General features: G+C 61.3%; 20 protein-coding genes. 6 read left to right on the top strand and 14 right to left on the bottom strand.

What is annotated here, in order from left to right:
- The first annotated feature begins 98 nt into the window (after positions 1-98).
- Positions 99-617 (top strand): acyloxyacyl hydrolase, encoded by a 519-nt coding sequence (locus MHH62_RS12765; protein ID WP_014716838.1) that lies wholly within the window; start codon positions 99-101, stop codon positions 615-617.
- A 141-nt stretch (positions 618-758) separates the two neighbouring features.
- Here MHH62_RS12765 and MHH62_RS12760 read toward each other — a convergent pair whose 3' ends face one another.
- From MHH62_RS12760 to MHH62_RS12705, 12 genes are all read right to left on the bottom strand, one after another.
- On the bottom strand, positions 759-1061 hold the full coding sequence (locus MHH62_RS12760) for a YkgJ family cysteine cluster protein (RefSeq protein WP_003188364.1): 303 nt from the start codon (positions 1059-1061) through the stop codon (positions 759-761).
- A 54-nt stretch (positions 1062-1115) separates the two neighbouring features.
- Positions 1116-1607: a DUF2878 domain-containing protein gene (locus MHH62_RS12755; RefSeq protein WP_038448807.1), complete on the bottom strand. Its 492-nt coding sequence runs from the start codon at positions 1605-1607 to the stop codon at positions 1116-1118.
- A complete protein-coding gene (locus tag MHH62_RS12750; protein ID WP_020302482.1) occupies positions 1600-2871 on the bottom strand; it encodes a cyclopropane-fatty-acyl-phospholipid synthase family protein in 1272 nt (423 codons plus the stop codon). The genes MHH62_RS12755 and MHH62_RS12750 overlap by 8 nt, the downstream gene beginning before the upstream one ends.
- Positions 2858-3667, bottom strand: coding sequence for a DUF1365 domain-containing protein (locus MHH62_RS12745; protein ID WP_014716841.1), 810 nt, complete (start codon positions 3665-3667; stop codon positions 2858-2860). The genes MHH62_RS12750 and MHH62_RS12745 overlap by 14 nt, the downstream gene beginning before the upstream one ends.
- Positions 3664-4911 (bottom strand): FAD-dependent oxidoreductase, encoded by a 1248-nt coding sequence (locus tag MHH62_RS12740; protein WP_020302483.1) that lies wholly within the window; start codon positions 4909-4911, stop codon positions 3664-3666. The genes MHH62_RS12745 and MHH62_RS12740 overlap by 4 nt, the downstream gene beginning before the upstream one ends.
- The gene (locus MHH62_RS12735; protein ID WP_014716843.1) at positions 4908-5690 is read right to left on the bottom strand and encodes an SDR family NAD(P)-dependent oxidoreductase; all 783 of its coding nucleotides are present in this window, start codon (positions 5688-5690) and stop codon (positions 4908-4910) included. Before MHH62_RS12735 ends, MHH62_RS12740 begins: the two co-directional genes overlap by 4 nt.
- Positions 5687-6109 carry a nuclear transport factor 2 family protein gene (locus MHH62_RS12730; RefSeq protein WP_339233012.1) on the bottom strand — a complete coding sequence of 141 codons (423 nt, stop codon included), beginning with the start codon at positions 6107-6109 and terminating at the stop codon, positions 5687-5689. The genes MHH62_RS12735 and MHH62_RS12730 overlap by 4 nt, the downstream gene beginning before the upstream one ends.
- Positions 6102-7544: a deoxyribodipyrimidine photo-lyase gene (gene phrB / locus MHH62_RS12725; RefSeq protein ID WP_122365600.1), complete on the bottom strand. Its 1443-nt coding sequence runs from the start codon at positions 7542-7544 to the stop codon at positions 6102-6104. Before phrB ends, MHH62_RS12730 begins: the two co-directional genes overlap by 8 nt.
- The gene (locus MHH62_RS12720) at positions 7545-8474 is read right to left on the bottom strand and encodes a MerR family transcriptional regulator (RefSeq protein WP_032903986.1); all 930 of its coding nucleotides are present in this window, start codon (positions 8472-8474) and stop codon (positions 7545-7547) included.
- Between the two features lie 3 nt (positions 8475-8477).
- The gene (locus MHH62_RS12715; RefSeq protein ID WP_339233011.1) at positions 8478-9437 is read right to left on the bottom strand and encodes a DUF523 and DUF1722 domain-containing protein; all 960 of its coding nucleotides are present in this window, start codon (positions 9435-9437) and stop codon (positions 8478-8480) included.
- A 112-nt stretch (positions 9438-9549) separates the two neighbouring features.
- Positions 9550-9765 (bottom strand): TIGR02450 family Trp-rich protein, encoded by a 216-nt coding sequence (locus MHH62_RS12710; RefSeq protein ID WP_014716848.1) that lies wholly within the window; start codon positions 9763-9765, stop codon positions 9550-9552.
- Positions 9762-10748 (bottom strand): FAD-dependent oxidoreductase, encoded by a 987-nt coding sequence (locus MHH62_RS12705; protein WP_014716849.1) that lies wholly within the window; start codon positions 10746-10748, stop codon positions 9762-9764. Before MHH62_RS12705 ends, MHH62_RS12710 begins: the two co-directional genes overlap by 4 nt.
- A 212-nt stretch (positions 10749-10960) precedes the next feature.
- Here MHH62_RS12705 and MHH62_RS12700 point away from each other — a divergent pair, with 212 nt between their 5' ends.
- Positions 10961-11860, top strand: a complete 900-nt coding sequence (locus MHH62_RS12700) for a TIGR01777 family oxidoreductase (protein WP_020302487.1) — start codon at positions 10961-10963, stop codon at positions 11858-11860.
- Positions 11861-11874: 14 nt separating this feature from the next.
- Positions 11875-12900, top strand: a complete 1026-nt coding sequence (gene hemH / locus MHH62_RS12695) for a ferrochelatase (RefSeq protein WP_014716851.1) — start codon at positions 11875-11877, stop codon at positions 12898-12900.
- A gap of 523 nt (positions 12901-13423) precedes the next feature.
- On the opposite strand, the gene MHH62_RS12690 is transcribed toward hemH, so the two are convergent.
- Both MHH62_RS12690 and algW read right to left on the bottom strand, forming a co-directional pair.
- The gene (locus MHH62_RS12690) at positions 13424-15517 is read right to left on the bottom strand and encodes a TonB-dependent siderophore receptor (RefSeq protein WP_339233010.1); all 2094 of its coding nucleotides are present in this window, start codon (positions 15515-15517) and stop codon (positions 13424-13426) included.
- A gap of 112 nt (positions 15518-15629) precedes the next feature.
- On the bottom strand, positions 15630-16790 hold the full coding sequence (algW, locus tag MHH62_RS12685) for a Do family serine endopeptidase AlgW (protein WP_003188388.1): 1161 nt from the start codon (positions 16788-16790) through the stop codon (positions 15630-15632).
- A 101-nt stretch (positions 16791-16891) separates the two neighbouring features.
- On the opposite strand from algW, the gene MHH62_RS12680 reads away from it, so the two are divergent.
- The 3 genes from MHH62_RS12680 to cysN all read left to right on the top strand — a co-directional run bounded on the left by MHH62_RS12680 (position 16892) and on the right by cysN (position 20729).
- Positions 16892-17650 (top strand): Nif3-like dinuclear metal center hexameric protein, encoded by a 759-nt coding sequence (locus tag MHH62_RS12680; RefSeq protein WP_014716853.1) that lies wholly within the window; start codon positions 16892-16894, stop codon positions 17648-17650.
- 253 nt (positions 17651-17903) lie between these two features.
- Positions 17904-18821, top strand: a complete 918-nt coding sequence (cysD, locus tag MHH62_RS12675; RefSeq protein WP_168224139.1) for a sulfate adenylyltransferase subunit CysD — start codon at positions 17904-17906, stop codon at positions 18819-18821.
- A 9-nt stretch (positions 18822-18830) separates the two neighbouring features.
- Positions 18831-20729, top strand: coding sequence for a sulfate adenylyltransferase subunit CysN (gene cysN / locus MHH62_RS12670; protein WP_003188392.1), 1899 nt, complete (start codon positions 18831-18833; stop codon positions 20727-20729).
- The last annotated feature ends 116 nt before the right edge of the window (positions 20730-20845 follow it).

Here is a 20845-nt window from a genome sequence, read left to right as displayed (position 1 = left end):
AACACTGAAAAAAAGCTGAACTTCTGGCTATGCGTCGGCTTCTATAGCCCGTTAGCCTGTACATAACCCAATTATTCCGTTTGCAAAGGACGTTTCACATGAAGCGCTTGTTCTGTTTGGCTGCGATTGCGGCCGCTATGTTGGGACACTCTGTTTCAGCCCAGGCCGCCGGCCTGGAGTTCGGCTTGGGGAGCACCAGCGATTCGACGCTGACCTACCGCCTGGGCCTGACCTCCGATTGGGACAAAAGCTGGATGCAGAGCAATGTCGGCCGACTGACCGGCTACTGGAGCGGCGCCTATACCTATTGGGAAGGGGACGACCGTGCAGGCGCCAGCAGCCTGTCGTTCTCGCCGGTATTTGTGTATGAGTTTGCCGGCGAGTCGGTCAAGCCCTACATCGAAGCCGGTATCGGCGTGGCGTTGTTCTCCCGCACTCGGCTGGAAGACAACAACATCGGCCAGTCCTTCCAGTTCGAAGACCGCCTGGGTTTCGGCCTGCGGTTCAACGGCGGGCATGAAGTGGGCATTCGTGCCACGCATTATTCCAATGCCGGCATCAGCAGCAATAACGATGGGGTAGAGAGCTACTCGCTGCACTACACCATGCCGCTCTAATCTCAAGAACACTTGGCCCCCCTGTGGGAGCGGGCTTGCTCGCGAAAGCGGTGTATCAGCTAGCACATACTTAGACTGACCCACCGCATTCGCGAGCAAGCCCGCTCCCACACAAGCCCGTGATCGTCACGAAGTTCGGGGTCAGCGATAGGCCGTGGTAATACCTTCGCGCTCTTCAAGGCATTCCGGCGCCCCCATCTCGAACTCCCGGCAAATCAACGGCCGAAGCTCATAGATCGTGCACATCATCGTGTCGCGGTCCAGCGCTGCGCACCAGCCGTCGTCCAGGCGCAGCATCACCTCACCTCCCCAATCGTCGGTATCGATAAAGCGTTGCGGCACGCCGGTGTCGGTGATCAGCATGACTTCCAGCTGGCAGCAACAGGCCGCGCACGTCGAGCAGGTGACGGGTTCGGTGATTTGAATGTGAGGGATGTTGGTCATAGGCGCGCAGTGTAAGGCAAGTGCGCTAGACGCGTATGAATGCTCGGACGGGCGTCAGTATTCCAGCCTCTGTGCAACCCCGTGCAACAGCGGAAAGAGCATGGCCCATAACAGCGCCAGGCCGATCAGTGTCGGGGTGGTGCCGTACGCAAAACTCACGCCTGCCAATTGGCTGCCGGCGTAATAAGACAACGGCCCGCCCACCGCGCCTAGCAGGCTGGCCAGCCACCAGGGCCGTGCGCTCCAGGCCAGGCAATGGCGCAAGGTGGTGGCCAGCAAGGCCCATAACAGTATCAGCCACAGCGGAATCAGTGGTCCCGGCGTATTGAACTCAAACACGCCGAGCCCGCGCAGTGCTGTATCGACCAGCGTTCCCAGCACCGTCACGGCCAGAATCACTTGCCCCTCTCTTGCCCAAGCACTTATCCACAGCAAGTGTGCGCCCAGTACCGCGACGCCGATCAGCAACCAACGGCTATCGCCGCCGAGTACGCAGGCAAACCAGCCGCACTGAAACAGCACGGCATTGGCCAGGGATTTAAGCACTGAAACGCCCGAGCAGCGGCGGATTGATGGCCGCCGGTTTGGCCAGCAGCAACTGCGCGGTGCCGATGGTGCGCTCCATAAAGCCGCCTTCGCAGTAGCACAGGTAAAACTCCCACAGGCGCAGGAAGTATTCGTCATAACCGAGTTCCGCAAGACGGCCATGGGCGCGGCGAAAGTTTTCATGCCACAGGCGCAGGGTGCGAGCGTAGTGCAGGCCGAAGTCTTCCATGTGCAGCAGGTTCATGTCGGTGTCGCGGCTGACGATCTGCAGCATGTTTTGCACACAGGGCAGCGCGCCGCCGGGGAAGATGTAGCGCTGGATAAAGTCGACGCTGCGCTTGGCCTGTTCAAAGCGCTGTTCACGTATGGTGATGGCTTGCAGCAGCATCAGGCCGTCGGGCTTGAGCAACTGGGCACATTGTTTGAAATAGGTGGGCAGGAAACGATGGCCCACCGCTTCAATCATTTCGATCGACACCAGCTTGTCGTACTCACCGGTGAGGTCGCGGTAATCGCTCAGCAGCACGGTCACTTGATCTTGCAGGCCCAGCGCCTCGATACGCTGGGCGGTGTAGGCGAACTGCTCCTTGGACAAGGTCGTGGTGGTGACCCGACAACCATAATGCTGCGCCGCATACAACGCCATGCTGCCCCAGCCGGTACCGATTTCCAGCAGATGGTCGCTGGGCTTGAGCGCCAGTTTCTGGCAAATCCGCGCCAGCTTGTTCAGCTGTGCCTGCTCCAGGGTGTCATCAGGCGTCAGGAACTGCGCCGCCGAGTACATCATGGTGGGGTCGAGAAATTCTTCGAACAGGTCGTTGCCCAGGTCGTAATGGGCGGCGATGTTTTTTTGCGAGCCTTTGCGTGTGTTGCGGTTGAGCCAGTGCAGGCCCTGAGTGAACGGCCGGGCCAGGCGTGCCAGCCCGCCTTCCATGGCGTCGAGCACCTCCAGATTGCTGACCATCACCCGCACGACGGCGGTGAGGTCGGGGCTGGTCCAGTAACCATGGATAAACGCTTCGCCAGCGCCGATCGATCCATTGGCCGCTACCAGCCCCCATACCGCCGCGTCGAGAATCTGGATCTCGCCCAGCAGGTGCGCTTCCCGTGCGCCGAAGACTTGCCGCTCGCCATCCTCGATGATCACCAACTGGCCGTGGCGCAATTGGCTGAGCTGGCGCAACACGCCTTTGCGCAACAGCGCAGCGGTCATGCCGTTGACGTTCAGGCGGTTAGCCTTGACCGATAAGCTAGGGGATTTCATGGTGGCGATCCTTGGTATACCCGACTGCGGTGCGAGAGGCGCCATCGGCGGCCTGGTGGGAAAAAATCGGTGTGCGTTTGAGCAGCAGGCGCAAGGCTTGCCAGTAGATCGCAAGGCCGGTCTTGGCGGTCATCCAGGGGAAGCGCCACAGATAGCGATGCAGGCTGGCGCGGCTCAGTGCCTGTTTTTCCAGGCTCAAGGTGGCGTCGAAGACTTTTTGCGTGCCCTGCCAATCGGCCATATGCACGCCGAGCCTGGCGGCGGGCGGGCTGAAACTCATGCGGTATTCCAGCTCGCGAGGCAAAAACGGCGACACATGGAAGGCCTTGGCCACGGCGAAATGCTGGTGCTCATCGGCGCCCAGTGCCTGGGCAGGCAGCACGTAGTGATAGCGCTCGCGCCATGGGGTGTTGGTCACTTCACACAGGATCGCGGCCAGTCGCCCGTCAGCCTCGAAGCAGTAGAAGAAACTCACCGGGTTAAAAGCCAGGCCCCAACTGCGGGCCTGGGTCAGCAGGCAGATAGCGCCCTGGGGCGTATGCCCCAGGGCCTTGCCGACTTCGTCGCGCACAGCATCGCTCAAGCTCATGCCGTGGCGCGTGAATTCACGCAGGTAATCCTGCTGGCGGAAACCGAAAGGCGCCAGGCGACTCGTGCCAGCCAGCGGCGAGAGCCCCAGTACTTCGTCCTCTTCGCTGAGGTCCAGGTACAGCAGGCCGATGCGGTAGCGAAAGGCGTGGGCCTTGGGCGTAAACCGCCGATGGGCGATCCAGCCGCTGTACAGGGCGCTGTTCACAGGGTTTCCCCAAACGCCTGGGCCACGCGCAGAGCGCTGACCACGCCGTCTTCGTGAAAGCCGTTGGCCCAGTAGGCCCCGCAGTAGAAGGTATTGCGCACGCCGTTCAATTCTTCCCAGCGTGCCTGTGCGGCGACTGCGGCCAGGCTGTATTGCGGATGGGCGTAGGTGTAGCGCGCCAGGATCTTCAGCGGGTTGATCATCGGCGTCTGGTTGAGGCTGACGCAAAAGGTAGTGGCGCTGTCGATGCCTTGCAGGATGTTCATGTCATAGGTGACGGCGGCCTGTTGTTGCACGTTGCCCGTCAGCCGATAGTTCCAGCTGGCCCAGGCCAGTTTGCGGTCGGGCAGCAGGCGTGTGTCGGTGTGCAGCACCACGTCGTTGTCGGCGTAGGGCAGGGCACCGAGGATCTGCTGTTCGGCCTGGCTGGGGTCATCGAGCAAGGCCAGGGCCTGATCGCTGTGGCAGGCGAACACCACGCGGTCGAAGGTTTCGCTGCCGGCCGGGCTGTGGATAACCACACCCTCGTCGCTGCGTTGCACCTTATGCACAGGGCAGTTAAGCCGTATCTGTTCGCGAAAGCTGCGGGTCAGCGGCTCGATATAACAGCTGGAGCCGCCTTCGATCACACACCATTGCGGGCGGTTGCTCACCGAGAGCAAGCCGTGGTTCTTGAAGAAACGCACAAAAAACTGCAGCGGAAACTTGAGCATATCGGCCAGGGACATCGACCAGATGGCCGCGCCCATCGGCACGATGTAATGCCGGATAAACCTGGGGCCATAGCCGCCAGCGGTGAGGTAATCGCCCAGGGTCATGTCGGCGCTGATGCGCTGCTCTTGCAAGTCCAGGGGCGCCTGGCGATTGAAGCGCAGGATATCGCGCAACATGCCCCAGAACCCCGGCGACAGGATGTTGCGGCGCTGGGCAAACAGGCTGTTGAGGTTGTTGCCGTTGTACTCAAAGCCAGTGCTTTGGTCACACACCGAAAAGCTCATCTCGGTGGGTTTGAACCTGACCCCGATCTGCTCCAGCAGACGGATGAAGTTGGGGTAGGTCCAGTCGTTGAACACAATGAAGCCCGTGTCCACCGCATAGCTTTTGCCGTCGACCGTCACCTTGGCCGTGTGGGTATGCCCGCCAATGCAGTCACTGGCCTCGAACAGCGTAATGTCGTGGCGACGGCTGAGCAGGTAGGCGCTGGTCAGCCCGGCGATGCCGCTGCCGATAATGGCGATCTTCACAGGTCGTCCTTCTTCGGTGGCGGGCTGCGCAGCATGCGTTTGCCGATGATCAGTTGCGCGCGGTTGGGCAGCTTCGACAGCGGCCACAAGGTGGCAATGAACAGGGCCGGAAAGGCGATTTCCAGCGGGCGTTTTTCCAGCTTGGCGAAGATGTGTTTCGCGGCTTTGTCGGCCGGCCAGCTCAGGGGCATCGGGAAATCATTGCGCTCGGTCAGCGGCGTGTCGACGAAGCCTGGGCTGATCACCGTGACATCGATGTTTTCTGGCGACAGGCCGATACGCAGGGATTCGAACAAGTAACGCAGGCCGGCCTTGGACGCGCCGTAGGCTTCGGCGCGAGGCATGGGCAGGTAGGTCACGGCACTGGCCACGCCCACCAGATGCGGGGTACGCCCGGCGCGCAACAGCGGCAGCGCGGCCTCGATGCAATAACTGCTCGCCAGCAGGTTGGTACGCACCACGTGCTCGATGATCGAGGCGTCAAATTGCCGGGCGTCGACGTATTCACAAGTGCCGGCGTTGAGGATCACCGTGTCCAGCGAACCCCAGACCTCGCTGATACGCTCACCGATCTCGCGCACGGTCTGGCTGTTGGTCAGGTCGCCGGCCACCACCAGCACCTGGCCTGGATATCGAACGGCGAGGGCATCCAGCGGGCCTTGGGTGCGGGAACTCAGGGCCACTTGGGCGCCGCTCTCGAGCAACTCCACGGCCAGCGCCGCACCGATACCACTGCTGGCGCCGGTCAGCCAATAACGACGGGGCGGTGTAAGGCTCATCCCATTCTCCTTTTCAGCCAACGAATAACGCGACCCAGTAGGGGGACATGTTCATAGAGCAGGGCGCCGGCATCGAAGTAGTCGCGATGGCGGTAAACCTTGTCGTGCCACATCAAATGGGAACAGCCTGGCACCTCGATCACCTGGCCGCCGGCCAGGCGTGGGTGACGAAAACGCATAGTCCAGCGCAGGTAGCCCTCGCCTTCGGCCACGGTATCGAAGCCGTGGAAGTCAAAATTCAGCTCGCTGACGTTGCTGTACAAGTCGGCAAAGTAACGCTGCAACGCTGGCAGGCCCTGAACTTCATGCAGGGGGTCGGCGAAGGCGACTTCCTCGCTGTACAGGCGGCCGAGCAGGTGCAGGTTGTGCTTGTCCAACGTGGCGAAGGTGTGGGCGAACTGGCGCAGGAAGTCACTCATGTTCGGCCATCTCCTGACGCGAAGGCAGCCGGCGAAATGCGGCCAAGGCACGCTCGCGAGACTGTTTCAAATCGACGATGGCACGCGGATAATCCGCCACGCCGAACAGGCCGCCAGCCGCTTCGGGGTTGTGCACTTGTTTTTTATTCAGCGCGGCCAGTTCCGGGAGCCAGCGTTTGATGAACACGCCGTCGCCGTCGAATTTTTCCGATTGGCTCAGCGGGCTGAATATCCGGAAATACGGCGCCGAGTCGGTGCCGGTGGACGAACTCCACTGCCAGCCGCCGTTGTTGGCCGCCAGATCACCGTCGATCAGGTGGCGCATGAAGAAGCGCTCGCCTTCGCGCCAGTCGATCAGCAGGTTTTTGGTCAGGAACATCGCCACCACCATGCGCAGGCGATTGTGCATCCAGCCGGTTTCCAGCAATTGGCGCATGGCCGCGTCGATGATCGGCAAGCCGGTGCGCGCCTGTTGCCAGGCGGCCAGGTCTTCGGGCGCCTTGCGCCAGGCCAGCGCTTCGGTTTCCGGGCGAAACGCGCGGTGGCGGGAAACCCGTGGGTAGCCGACCAGGATGTGCTTGTAGAACTCGCGCCACAGCAGCTCGTTGATCCAGGTGATGGCGCCGATGTCGCCGCTTTCGAACTCGCCCTGGTTGGTTTGCAGCGCGGCGTGCAAGCACTGGCGCGGCGAAACCACTCCGGCGGCCAGGTAGGCAGAAAGCTGACTGGTGCCGGGCTTGGCCGGGAAGTCGCGTTCGTCCTTGTAATAGCTGATCTGCTGATCAGCGAAGGCATCGAGGCGACGGCGCGCCTCGTCTTCGCCAGCGGGCCAGAGGGCACGCAAGGTTTCGCTGGGTGTCTGGAACCCTTCGACTGCCGTCGGCACAGGGTCGCTTTTCACGCCAGGCTCGGCCTGGGCCTTTGGCGTCGGCACCACGCGGGGCAGGGCGCTGTGCAGGCGGCTGTAGCAGACCTTGCGGAACTGGCTGAACACCTGGAAGTAGGTGCCGGTCTTGGTCAGCACACTACCCGGCTGGAAAAACAGTTGGTCCAGGTAGCTGTGGAAGGTCACGCCGTCAGCTTCCAGGGCCTGGGCCACGGCGCGGTCGCGGCGGCTCTCGTGAATGCCGTATTCCTCGTTGACGTGTACCGACTCCACCGACAGCTCGCGGCACAGTTGGCTCAGTACCGTCGGCGCCTGGTCCCAGGTCGCGGCGTGGCGGATTAACAGGGGGATGTTGAGGTTGTCCAGTGCCTGGCTCAGATGCTGCAAGTTGCGCAGCCAGAAATCGACTTTGCACGGCGCGTCATCATGCGCCTGCCATTGCTCGGGTGTGATCAGGTAAACAGCCGCGACGGGGCCGCGCTGGCTCGCGGCCGCCAGGGCAGTGTTGTCGTGCAGGCGCAAGTCGGTGCGCAGCCAGATCAGATGCATTCAGACAATTCCACGCTGGATCAATAATTGATGGGCCGACAACAGGTCCTCGGCCACGGACAACTCAGGGATGTCCTGGGTTAATACGCCCAACTCGGCGTGGTGGATGCACACCGTTGGTCCGGCAATCACGGTTGGGCAACGGATGCCGCCCAGCAGTTTGCTGAGGGCCGGCACCTGCAACGCCTTGCTCGAATACAGCAGCACCGCACGCGGTTGCAGGTGTTCCACCGCCAGGGCGAGTTCGCCCACCGGCAGCGGCCAATCGAACACTTCCACCGGGCAATCGGCACTGCTGGCCAGCCAGGCGCTGAGCCAGAGGTGGGGTTCCAGGGGCAGGTCGGAATGATTGACCAGCAACAGCGGCGCGCCGTGGAGTTGACGATTGTTGTGATAGATCCGTGCGCCGAACTTGCTGCGCAACCAGGACAAGAAGAACACCCGCTCCATCTGCGCGCCGAACTGGCCCTGCCAGCGTTGTTCCAGCTCGTTGAGCAGCGGCAGCATCAGTTGCTCGCACAAGGTGCGTGGTGGGTACAGCGCCATGGCCTGGTTGAAGGCGTCATCGACCCGGCGCTCGGCCAGTTCACTGATGGCACTCACCAAATGCTGGCGCAGGCTCTGCCACTCGTTTTCCATCGGCTCCGGGCTACCTTGGGCGGAGTCGATCAGCCCTTTGACCTGGCTGACCGGCACGCCGCGATTGAGCCAGGTGAGGATGGCCTGGATGCGTTGCACGTGTTCGGCGCTGAACAACCGATGCCCTTTGGGCGTGCGCTGGGGCACGATGAGGCCGTAGCGGCGCTCCCACGCGCGCAGCGTCACCGCATTCACGCCGGTCTGGCGCGCCACCTCGCGGATCGGCAGCCAACCGTTTTCCAGGGCCAGGGCGATGTCTTCGCCGGGTTCGTCGAGCAGGGCAGGTTTCATGGGTTAGATCGCATTACGCAGGCTGAGGTTTTCCGGGTGCGGTTGCAGGTAGGCCTGCTGCGCGATGTAGCGGTCCGGATGTTGGCGAAAGTGGTGCTTGAGCAGGGTCAGCGGCACCACCAGTGGCACGATGCCGTGGCGGTATTGGCCGATGACGGTCTGCATTTCCTGTTTGTCATCGGCGCTGATGGCCTGCTTGAGGTAGCCACTGATGTGTTGCAGCACATTGGTATGGGTACCGCGAGTCGCGCATTTTTTCAGGCCCGCCATCAGTTCGCTGAAATAGCCGTCGGCCAAAGCTTGCAGGTCAATGCCCTTGCCCATGCTGCCGAGCAAGTGGCCCAGGCTTTTGTAATGCGCCGGGCTGTGGGCCATCAGCAGGTACTTGTAGCGCGAGTGAAACGTCAGCAAGCGGTGACGGGTAAGGCCGTCGGCCAACAGTTGCTGCCAACTGGCGTACACGAATACGCGGGTGAGGAAGTTTTCTCGAAGCACCGGGTCGTTCAGGCGACCGTCTTCCTCCACCGGCAGGTTGGGGTGGCGGGCACAAAACGCCTGGGCGTAAATACCGCGCCCGCCACCGTCGACGGGCGTGCCGTTGTCGCGGTACACCTTGACCCGCTCCAGCCCACAAGACGGTGACTTTTGCATGAAAATGTAGCCGCACAGGTCGGTATGTTCCCGGACCATTTGCTGGCCGTAATCGTCCAGTGGCTGAGTGACATTGAGCGCAGGGTTTACGCTGCCCACAGCCTGCGGTTGGTTGGGATCGCCGACCAGGCGGATCGCTTGCCGAGGAATGCCCAGGCCGATGGCAACTTCAGGGCACAACGGGACAAAATCGAAGTAGTCACTCAGGGTCTGGCTGCATAGCAGGGACTGTTTATGACCGCCATTGAAGCGCACGTTCTCACCCAGAAGGCAGGCGCTGATGGCGATCTTCGGTTTCACATGGCTGGACATAAGCAAACCTCTGCAAGAATCCTGTACAAGCTAAAAATCTTGTACAACTAAATCTCATCATAGGCTCGATGTTGTACAAGTCAAATAATTTGTACAGGTTTGTGCCGCCGCTTTATTTCCAGCCGATTTTCCAGTCTTCAGCGTTTTTCAGGGTCTGCCAGGGCAGGCGTTCGGCGCGCCGAGTCAGGATGGCCTGCAGTTCGATGTCCAGCACCGTGCCCTCGTCGTCACGGAACAACTCGGTGACCAGGAAGTGTTTTTCCTTGTGGCGAGGATGAGCTGCCGTCCATTTTGACAGCAGCAGTTTGGCGGGGTTGATGCGGTTCATTGCAGGTGCTCGATCAAGCGTCGCGCCGCTTCCTGGCCACTCAACCAGGCACCTTCCACCCGACCGGACAGGCACCAGTCGCCGCAAACGAACAAGCCCAGGTCGGCGTCGGCCAGCACACCGAACTCATGGCTGCTGGAGGGGCGTGCGTAGAGCCAGCGATGCGCCAGGCTGAACGACGGCGCGGGCATGGCGCTGTGCAGCAATTCGGCAAAGGCGCCGTGCAGGTGTTCGATCACCGCTTCCTTGGGCAGGTCTAGGTGGGCCTTGCTCCAGGCGCTGGTGGCGTGCAGCACCCAGGTGTCGAGGGTGGTGTCGCGCCCAGGCTTGCTGCGGTTGCGCGCCAGCCAGTCGAGGGGGCTGTCTTGCACGAAGCAGCCCTCCATCGGCGTATCCAGGGGCTTGTCGAACGCCAGGGCGATGGCCCAGGTCGGGTCCATTTTCACTCCGGCGGCGGCGCTCGCCAGCTTGGGCGCGGCGGCCAGCAGGGCGGTGGCTTGGGGCGCCGGCGTGGCAATGATCACGTGACTGAAAGGGCCGTGATTGCCGCCGTCCGCGTCGAGCAGGTTCCAGTGCTGCGTGCCCTGGAAGACTTCGGTGATGCGGCAACCGAACTCCACCGGCAAGTCGTCGAGCAGGGCGCGGGTGATGGCGCTCATGCGCGGTGTGCCCACCCAGCGGATCTGCTCATCGGGGGAGGGCGTCAATTGCCCGGACTTGAAGTTATACAGCTGGGGCTTCCACTGCTCGGCCCAGCCGTTGCTTTGCCAGCGCTGCACTTCGTTGACGAAGCGCCGGTCGCGGGCGGTGAAATATTGCGCGCCCATGTCCAGCGCGCCGGCGTCGCTGCGCTTACTGGACATGCGGCCACCGCTGCCGCGGCTTTTATCGAAGAGTTGTACTGCGTGCCCGGCGTCTTGTAACGCTCGGGCGGCGGAGAGACCGGCGATGCCGGTACCAATGATCGCGATGGGAACAGTCATGGGAGGCCTCGTTTTACCGTTGGGTACAGACTACGCCGACACCAATAGCTGTACAATATTGTTTTTTGGTATAAGTTTTGGCGTGCCTGATTGTGTGGCGTGACCTATGGTTAAGCTAAGGCTTGAACCCCCGTCACGCTCAATTATCAAATTGATCCCTGCTTATAAAATAGACCAGTGAGCGGCGGCGAACGTTACATGAGGAGAGTCCCATGCATATTTTGCTGACCGGCGGTACCGGCTTGATCGGTCGCCAACTCTGCAAGCACTGGCTCGCGCAAGGCCATCGCCTGACGGTGTGGAGCCGGCAACCGGAAACGGTCGCCCAGGTGTGTGGTGCGCAGGTGCTCGGGGTGGCTCGTCTACAAGAGGTGATTGGCGCGGTGGACGCGGTGGTCAACCTGGCAGGCGCGCCTATCGCCGACCGGCCTTGGACCCACAAGCGCAAGGCATTGCTGTGGAACAGTCGCATTCACCTCACCGAAACCTTGCTGGCCTGGATGGAAAGCCTGGAGCAAAAACCGGCGGTGCTGATCTCCGGTTCTGCGGTGGGTTGGTACGGCGACGGCGGCGAGCGCGAACTGACCGAAGCCAGCGGCCCGGTGCTGGATGACTTCCCCAGCCAGTTGTGTATCGCCTGGGAGGAAACCGCCCAGCGTGCCGAAGCCTTGGGCATTCGCGTGGTGCTGGTGCGTACGGGGTTGGTGCTGTCTGCCGAGGGCGGCTTTTTGTCGCGCCTGCTGCTGCCGTTCAAACTGGCGCTGGGCGGGCCGATTGGCAATGGACGGCAGTGGATGCCCTGGGTGCATATCAAGGATCAAATCGCCCTGATTGATTTTCTTCTGCACAAGCAAGACGCCAACGGTCCTTATAATGCCTGCGCGCCACACCCGGTGCGCAACCGCGAATTTGCCAAGACCTTGGGCCAGGTGCTGCACCGCCCGGCGTTCATGCCGATGCCGGCATTTGCGTTGAAGGTTGGCCTGGGTGAGTTGTCCGGCTTGTTGCTGGGCGGGCAAAAGGCTTTGCCTGAACGGCTGCAGGCCGAAGGTTTCACTTTCCAGTTCACTGAGTTGCGTGCGGCTCTGGACGACTTGTCCAGCCGCCTCTAAAGATAGGATGTTGCATGACCGATCACGCGTTGTTACTGGTCAACCTGGGTTCGCCAAAGTCCACTTCAGTGGCCGATGTGCGCAGCTACCTCAATCAGTTCCTGATGGACCCTTATGTGATCGACTTGCCGTGGCCGGTGCGGCGCTTGCTGGTGTCGCTGATCCTGATCAAGCGCCCCGAGCAATCGGCCCATGCCTATGCGTCGATCTGGTGGGACGAAGGTTCGCCGCTGGTGGTGCTGAGCCGCCGCCTGCAACAGCAGATGACCGCGCAGTGGACCCAAGGCCCGGTGGAACTGGCGATGCGTTACGGCGAACCGTCCCTGGAAACGGTCCTGACGCGCCTGGCCGCCCAGGGTATTCAAAAAATCACACTGGCGCCGTTGTACCCTCAATTTGCCGACAGCACCGTCACAACGGTGATAGAGGAAGCCAAGCGAGTGGTGCGCGACAAGCAACTGAATGTGCAGTTTTCGATCCTGCAACCGTTCTACGATCAGCCTGAGTACCTCGATGCGCTGGCGGCGAGTGTGCGCGCTTATGTGGAGCAGGATTACGATCACTTGCTGCTCAGTTTCCATGGTTTGCCTGAGCGTCACCTGACCAAGCTCGACCCTACCGGCCAGCACTGCTTCAAGGACGCCGACTGCTGCAAGAACGCATCCCCTGAAGTGCTTGCCACCTGTTACCGCGCGCAGTGCTTCAGCGTGGCGCGGGATGTGGCCGAGCGGCTGGGTTTGCCGGAGGGTAAATGGTCGGTGGCGTTCCAGTCCCGCCTGGGCCGGGCCAAGTGGATCGAACCCTACACCGAGGCGCGCCTTGAGGCATTGGCCCAGCAAGGGGTGAAGAAGCTGCTGGTGATGTGCCCGGCGTTCGTCGCCGACTGTATTGAGACGTTGGAGGAAATTGGCGATCGCGGTCGCGAGCAATTTCGTGAAGCGGGGGGCGAGGAGTTGGTGTTGGTGCCTTGCCTGAATGACGAGCCGCAGTGGGCGGCGGCGCTTAATACCCTGTGCGAACGGGCGCCGGTTGCCTTGTAATCGAGCCCTGCGGTGATCCAATTGTGGGAGCTGGCTTGCCTGCGATGGCGGCCTAACCGCGACGCTTCCCTACTTGACCCCCCGCGGACCAACTGTGGGAGCGGGCTTGCTCGCGAAGGCGGCATGGCAGTCAACACAGTTGGATTGTGTACATATCCATTCCTGCGGTAACGGCTGCTTAGGGTTCCGCTTTTACAGCGGGTCACTTTGGAAAAGAGCCGGAATGCCGGCCCAGCCCAAAGTAACCAAAGGGCTCTTGCCCCACCACTCGGCACCTCGCCTAGGCTCGGTGTGCCCGAACACAGGCTTGAATCCGTGGGCCGCCGCCACGCGCCATCCATGGCGCGGGGCGGCTAACCCGGCGTCCTGCCGGGTTACCCACGAATTCAAGCCTGCGTTCGGCCAGCGTGGTTTAACGGGGCGCCTGAGATCAAGATCACAAGCAGATCAAGATCAAGAGCGGCTCGCTTCGCATCGTGATTACCTATGGTCATCGCAGGCAAGCCACACATTTTGACTGTATCTACAGATTAAGGGTCAGGCTAACCGTGAAGTTGCGCGGCTCGCCGGGGTTGACCCAATAGTTGCTGTAGGACCGCTCGTAGTACTTTTCATTGAACAGGTTGTTGAGGTTCAGCCCCACCGTCACGTTCTGCGTGGCCTTGTAATGGGCCAGCAAATCCACGGTGTGGTAGGCGGGCAGTTCGAAGCCTGTGCCGGCTTCGCCTGAGCGGTCACCTACATAGGTGAACGCTGCGCCCAGGTCTGAGCCACGCAATGCGCCGTCCTGGAATTCATACACACCCAACACACTGCCGCTGCGCTTGGCCACGCCGAGAATGCGGCTGCCCGTGGGGATGATTTTGTCGCCCTTGGTCACTTCAGCGTCGATGTAGGCCAAGGCGCCGATCACGCGGACTGCGTCGGTCACTTGCCCGGTTACTTGCAGGTCGAAGCCCTGGCTGCGGGCCTTGCCCATGGCGCGGTTGAGGTTGGTCGCCGGGTCCAGGGTCAGCACGTTTTCCTTTTCGATATGAAAGGCCGCCAGAGTGGCGCTGAGGCGGTCGTCAAACAGCTCGCTCTTGATGCCCACCTCATAACCCACGCCTTCTTCGGGCTTGAAGGACTTGCCACCGGCATCCAGACCGCCATTGGGCTTGAACGAGGTGGAGGCGTTGGCAAACACGCCGACTTCTGGCGTGAGCTGGTAGAGCAGGCCGGCGCGTTGAGTGAAGGCGTCGTGGGTTTGGCGGCTCTTGGCGTGGTTGAGGGTGAAGTCGTCGGTGCTTTGTTCGAAGTGTTCGAAGCGCGCACCGATCATGCCGCGCAGGCGGTCGGTGAAGATGATCTGGTCTTGCAGGTTCAGTGCGTGGCTTTTGGTCTGTTCGAAGAAGTCGGTACCGGAGCGTTTGCCGTTGGGTTTGGGCTGGCCGTACACCGGTTTGTAGATGTCGATGGGATAGTCGCCAGCGATCGTCGTCACACGCTCTTTCTTGCGGTAATCCTCGTATTCGGTGCCGATCAACAGCTCATGTTGCCAACTGCCGATATCGAACACCCCGCGTAGTTCCAGCTGGGTGATGCTGTCATGCCAACCGGTGGAGCGTTCACGGTAGCGGCGATTGACGCTGTGGCCGTTTGCGTTCAACGCTCGGCTTTCCGAAGCATCGCCCCATAGGCTGCCCTGCTTGTAATGGCTGGCCAGGCGCAGTTTCCAGGCGTCGTTGAGGTGGTGTTCCAACGCCGCCTGAATGCGGTTGTTGTGGTTGCGGATATTACCGTCGTTGGGCTCGCCGAGGAAGGTGGAATGGGACATGCCGGTGTTGGCGACGATGCCCCGGTCGAAGGTGGAGCTGTGGCGCACGAATTCGCTTTCCACCAGCAGCGTGGTGTCCGGGTCCAGTTGCCAACTGAAGGAGGGTGCGACGAACACGCGCTTGGCGTCGACGTGATCGCGAAAGCTGTGGTTGTCTTCAACGGCCAGGTTCACTCGCGTCAGCACACGCCTCTCGCTGTCCAGCGGCGTATTCACATCCAGCGCGGTGCGGTAACGGTCCCAACTGCCTGCGCTGGTTTGCAGCGTGGTGAAGGCCTCGGGCTGGGGTTTCTTGGTGACGATATTCACCGTGCCGCCGGGATCGCCACGCCCATAAAGGCTGGCGGCGGGGCCTTTGAGCACTTCAATGCGCTCGATATTCGCCGCGTCCGGGGTGCTGGGGTAACCACGGTTGGCGCTGAAACCATCCTGGTAGAACTCGGATGTGGTGAAGCCGCGCACGCTGTATTCGTAGAGAGTCAGGCCGCCGAAGTTGTTTTGCTTGGACACACCGCCGGCGAATTCCAGGGCGCGTTCAACGCTGGTACTGCCCAGGTCTTTGAGTACCGTGGCCGGAATCACGCTGATCGACTGCGGGATGTCGCGCAAGGCCGTGTCGGTCTTGGTCGCACTGGCAGAGCGGGTGGCACGGTAGCCGTCGACCGGACCGGTAGCGGATTCATAGGCGTCGGAAGTGACGCTGATGGTGTCCAGTTCCAGGGTGTTTTCTTCGGCGTAGGCAGGGTCGAGCAGCAAACCCAGGGCCAGGCCGGCCAAGGGCACAAACTTTCGAGACGACATGATAGAGCGTTCCAATAGCGATATTGAAACAATATAACATGCCTAATGAGAATGAATCGCTAAGAAATATGGCCTTACAAGCGCCCGTGAACGGGCGCTTGGGTCGCGACGGTTATTGCTCTTCTTTGACTGGCGCGGTCGCCGGTGGTGGGCGCAGGCCGATTTCCGCCGACAGTTTGATCTCCTTGCCGTTGCGCATCACCAGGATCGCCACCTTGTCGGTCGGCTTGATCCGCGCCACCTGGTTCATGGACTTGCGGCCATCACCCGCCGGCGCGCCGTCGATGCTGAGGATCACATCGCCCAGTTGCAGGCCGGCTTTCTGCGCCGGGCCGTCGCGGAAGATCCCCGCTACCACGATGCCTGGACGCCCGGTCAGGCCAAATGACTCGGCCAGTTCCTTGGTCAAAGGCTGTACTTCAATGCCCAGCCAGCCGCGAATCACCTGGCCGTGCTCAATGATCGACTTCATCACTTCCATCGCCAGCTTTACCGGGATGGCAAAACCAATGCCCTGTGAACCGCCAGACTTGGAAAAAATCGCGGTGTTGATGCCAGTCAGGTTGCCATTGGCGTCCACCAGCGCACCGCCCGAGTTGCCGGGGTTGATCGCCGCGTCGGTCTGGATGAAATCTTCGTAGCTGTTAAGGCCCAACTGGTTACGCCCGGTGGCGCTGATGATGCCCATGGTCACCGTTTGCCCCACTCCGAACGGGTTGCCGATGGCCAGCGCCACATCGCCCACGCGCAAACCGTCGGAGCGGCCGAGGGTGATGGCCGGCAGGTTCTTCAGATCAATCTTGAGTACCGCCAGATCCGTTTCCGGGTCGCTGCCCACCACACGGGCCAGGGTTTCGCGGCCGTCACGCAGGGCCACCACGATCTGGTCGGCGCCCGTGGTCACGTGGTTGTTGGTGAGGATGTAGCCTTCGGGGCTCATGATCACGCCGGAGCCGAGGCTGGATTCCATGCGGCGCTGCTTGGGGCCGTTGTCACCGAAGTAGCGGCGAAATTGCGGGTCTTCAAACAACGGATGCGCGGGCTTGTTGATGACCTTGGTGGTGTACAGGTTGACCACCGCCGGAGCGGCGATGACCACGGCATCGGCATAGGTCACTGGACCCTGCACCACTGTGTTGGTCTGCGGCGCCTGTTGCAGGTTCACATCCAGTGTGGGCAGGCCCACCCACTGGGGATAACGCTGGATAATCAGCATCGCGATCAGCACGCCAGCCAACAATGGCCATCCAAAAAAACGCAGTGCCTTGAGCATCAAGTAAGTCCTGACAGGTTGCAGGGGGCGGGAGAGCGCCCATAATGTCGCGCATTATACGAGGCTGTGACGCCTGCGAACGGGATATTTAGGAGTCTTTTATGGCCGTGCCCCTTACTACCCTCGTCGAGGAAGCCGACCGCTACCTCGGCAGCGCCAAAATTGCCGATTACTGCCCCAATGGCCTGCAGGTCGAGGGCCGGCCCCAAGTGATGCGCATCGTCAGCGGCGTGACCGCCAGCCAAGCCCTGCTGGACGCCGCTGTCGAAGCCAAGGCCGACCTGGTGCTGGTGCACCACGGTTACTTCTGGAAGGGCGAAAACCCATGCATCACCGGCATGAAGCAGCGCCGCCTCAAAACCCTGCTCAAGCATGACATCAGCCTGCTGGCCTACCACTTGCCCCTGGACCTGCACGCCGATGTCGGCAACAACGTGCAACTGGCTCGCCACCTGGACATCACCGTCGAAGGCCCGCTGGACCCCGGCAACCCAAAAATCGTCGGCCTGGTCGGCTCCCTGGCCGAGCCCTTGTCACCCCGCGACTTCGCCCGCCGCGTGCAGGAAGTGATGGGCCGCGAACCGCTGCTGATCGAAGGCAGCGAGATGATTCGCCGCGTCGGCTGGTGTACCGGTGGCGGCCAGGGCTACATCGACCAGGCGATTGCCGCGGGTGTCGATTTGTACCTGAGCGGTGAAGCGTCCGAACAGACCTTCCACAGCGCCCGGGAAAACGACATCAGCTTCATCGCCGCCGGCCATCACGCCACCGAACGCTACGGCGTGCAGGCCTTGGGCGACTACCTGGCGCGGCGCTTTGCCCTGGAGCATCTGTTCATCGACTGCCCCAATCCGATCTAAAGCACAGCATTGAACACTGTGGGAGCTGGCTTGCCTGCGATGGCATCACCTCGGTCAGCCTGAAGGAGCACGGCGCCTGTATCGCAGGCAAGCCAGCTCCCCCATTGACCGAGTTGAGCGCCAAACTCGGCGGCATATTCATATATCGTTTCGGTCTAGCTGGCGCCCTAAATAGAAGAAGTTGCTGTGCTAGCATGCCTCGCTCGAACACGGCCCGCTGGCCGTCCATAAGATCGTTTTTCCGTGAGTAACCATGGTCGACAAACTGACGCATCTGAAACAGCTGGAGGCGGAAAGCATCCACATCATCCGCGAGGTCGCCGCCGAGTTCGATAACCCGGTGATGCTCTACTCGATCGGTAAAGACTCCGCCGTGATGCTGCACCTGGCACGCAAGGCCTTCTTCCCGGGCAAACTGCCATTTCCGGTGATGCACGTCGACACTCGCTGGAAATTCCAGGAGATGTACAAGTTCCGCGACAAGATGGTCGAGGAGCTGGGCCTGGACCTGATTACCCACATCAACCCCGAGGGCGTGGCGCAGAACATCAACCCGTTCACCCATGGCAGTGCCAAGCACACCGATATCATGAAGACCGAGGGCCTCAAGCAGGCGCTGGACAAGCATGGTTTCGACGCAGCATTCGGCGGTGCCCGTCGCGATGAAGAGAAATCCCGTGCCAAAGAGCGCGTGTATTCGTTCCGCGACAGCAAGCACCGTTGGGACCCGAAGAACCAACGCCCGGAGCTGTGGAACGTCTACAACGGCAACGTCAACAAGGGCGAGTCGATCCGCGTGTTCCCGCTGTCCAACTGGACCGAGCTGGACATCTGGCAGTACATCTACCTGGAAGGCATCCCGATCGTGCCGCTGTACTTCGCCGCCGAGCGCGAGGTGATCGAGAAGAACGGCACGTTGATCATGATCGACGACGACCGCATCCTCGAGCACCTGTCCGAGGAAGACAAAGCCCGCATCGTCAAAAAGAAAGTACGTTTCCGCACCCTTGGCTGCTACCCGTTGACGGGCGCGGTGGAGTCCGAAGCCGAGACGCTGACGGACATCATTCAGGAAATGCTCCTGACGCGAACTTCCGAGCGCCAGGGCCGTGTCATCGACCACGATGGTGCAGGCTCGATGGAAGATAAAAAACGTCAAGGCTATTTCTAAGGGGCTGTCATGTCGCATCAATCTGATTTGATCAGCGAGGACATCCTCGCCTACCTGGGCCAGCACGAGCGCAAAGAGATGTTGCGCTTCCTGACCTGCGGCAACGTCGATGACGGCAAGAGCACCCTGATCGGGCGCCTGCTGCACGACTCCAAGATGATCTACGAAGATCACCTGGAAGCCATTACCCGCGACTCGAAGAAGTCCGGCACCACCGGTGACGATATAGACCTGGCGTTGCTGGTCGATGGCCTGCAGGCCGAGCGTGAGCAGGGCATCACCATCGATGTTGCCTACCGCTATTTCTCCACCGCCAAGCGCAAATTCATCATCGCCGATACCCCCGGCCATGAGCAGTACACCCGCAACATGGCCACCGGTGCGTCTACCTGTGACCTGGCGATCATCCTGATCGACGCCCGCTACGGCGTGCAGACCCAGACCCGTCGTCACAGCTACATCGCCTCGTTGCTGGGCATCAAACACATCGTGGTGGCCATCAACAAGATGGACATCAACGGCTTTGACCAAAGCGTATTCGAGTCGATCAAGGCCGATTACCTGAAGTTCGCCGAAGGTATCGCATTCAAGCCGAGCACCCTGGCCTTCGTGCCGATGTCGGCGCTCAAGGGCGACAACGTGGTGAACAAGAGCGAGCGTTCGCCCTGGTACACCGGCCAGTCGCTGATGGAGATCTTGGAGACTGTCGAGATCGCCAACGACCGCAACTACACCGACCTGCGTTTCCCGGTGCAATACGTCAACCGCCCGAACCTGAACTTCCGTGGGTTTGCCGGCACCCTGGCGAGCGGCATCGTGCACAAGGGCGACGAAGTGGTGGTGTTGCCGTCGGGCAAGAGCAGCCGCGTCAAATCCATCGTCACCTTTGAAGGTGAGCTGGAACACGCAGGCCCAGGCCAGGCCGTGACCTTGACCATGGAAGATGAGATCGACATCTCCCGTGGCGACCTGTTGGTGCATGCCGACAACGTGCCGCAAGTGACCGACGCCTTCGACGCCATGCTGGTGTGGATGGCTGAAGAACCGATGCTGCCAGGCAAGAAATACGACATCAAGCGCGCCACCAGCTACGTGCCGGGTTCCATCACCAGCATCGTGCACCGCGTGGACGTAAACACCCTGGCCGAAGGCCCGGCGAGTTCGCTGCAGCTCAACGAAATTGGCCGGGTCAAGGTCAGCCTGGACGCCGCCATCGCCCTGGACGGTTACGACAGCAACCGCACCACCGGCGCGTTCATCGTGATCGATCGCTTGACCAACGGCACGGTCGCCGCGGGCATGATCATCGCGCCACCGGTGGGTCATGGCGGCGCTGCGCAGCACGGCAGCCTGGCGCATGTCGCCACCGAAGAGCGCGCCCTGCGTTTCGGCCAGCAGCCGGCCACGGTGTTGTTCAGCGGCTTGTCGGGCGCAGGCAAGAGCACTCTGGCCTATGCGGTCGAGCGCAAGCTGTTCGACATGGGCCGTGCGGTGTTCGTACTGGACGGCCAGAACCTGCGTCACGACCTGAACAAAGGGTTGCCGCAGGACCGTGCCGGGCGTACCGAGAACTGGCGTCGTGCCGCTCATGTGGCGCGTCAGTTCAATGAAGCCGGCCTGTTGACCCTGGCAGCCTTCGTTGCGCCGGATGCCGAAGGCCGTGAACAGGCCAAGGCGCTGATTGGTGCGGACCGACTGCTGACCGTCTACGTGCAGGCATCGCCGTTGGTGTGCGCCGAGCGTGACCCGCAAGGTTTGTACGCGGCCGGTGGGGATAACATCCCTGGCGAATCCTTCCCGTATGACGTGCCGCTGAATGCCGACCTTGTGATCGACACCCAGGCGTTGTCGCTGGAAGACAGCGTCAAGCAAGTGCTGGAACTGTTGCGTCAGCGCGGCGCGATCTAAGCTTTATTGCCGCACAAAAAAGCCCGCCACCGGTTACCCGGTGGCGGGCTTTTTACATATTCTCAAATGTGGACTCGGTCAATGTGGGAGCTGGCTTGCCTGCGATGACGGACTGT

The sequence above is a fragment of the Pseudomonas sp. FSL L8-0168 genome (assembly GCF_037976155.1).
GTDB lineage: Bacteria > Pseudomonadota > Gammaproteobacteria > Pseudomonadales > Pseudomonadaceae > Aquipseudomonas > Aquipseudomonas paracarnis.
Note: the sequence above shows the minus strand (reverse complement) of the source record. Positions and strands in the feature narration are given on the sequence as shown.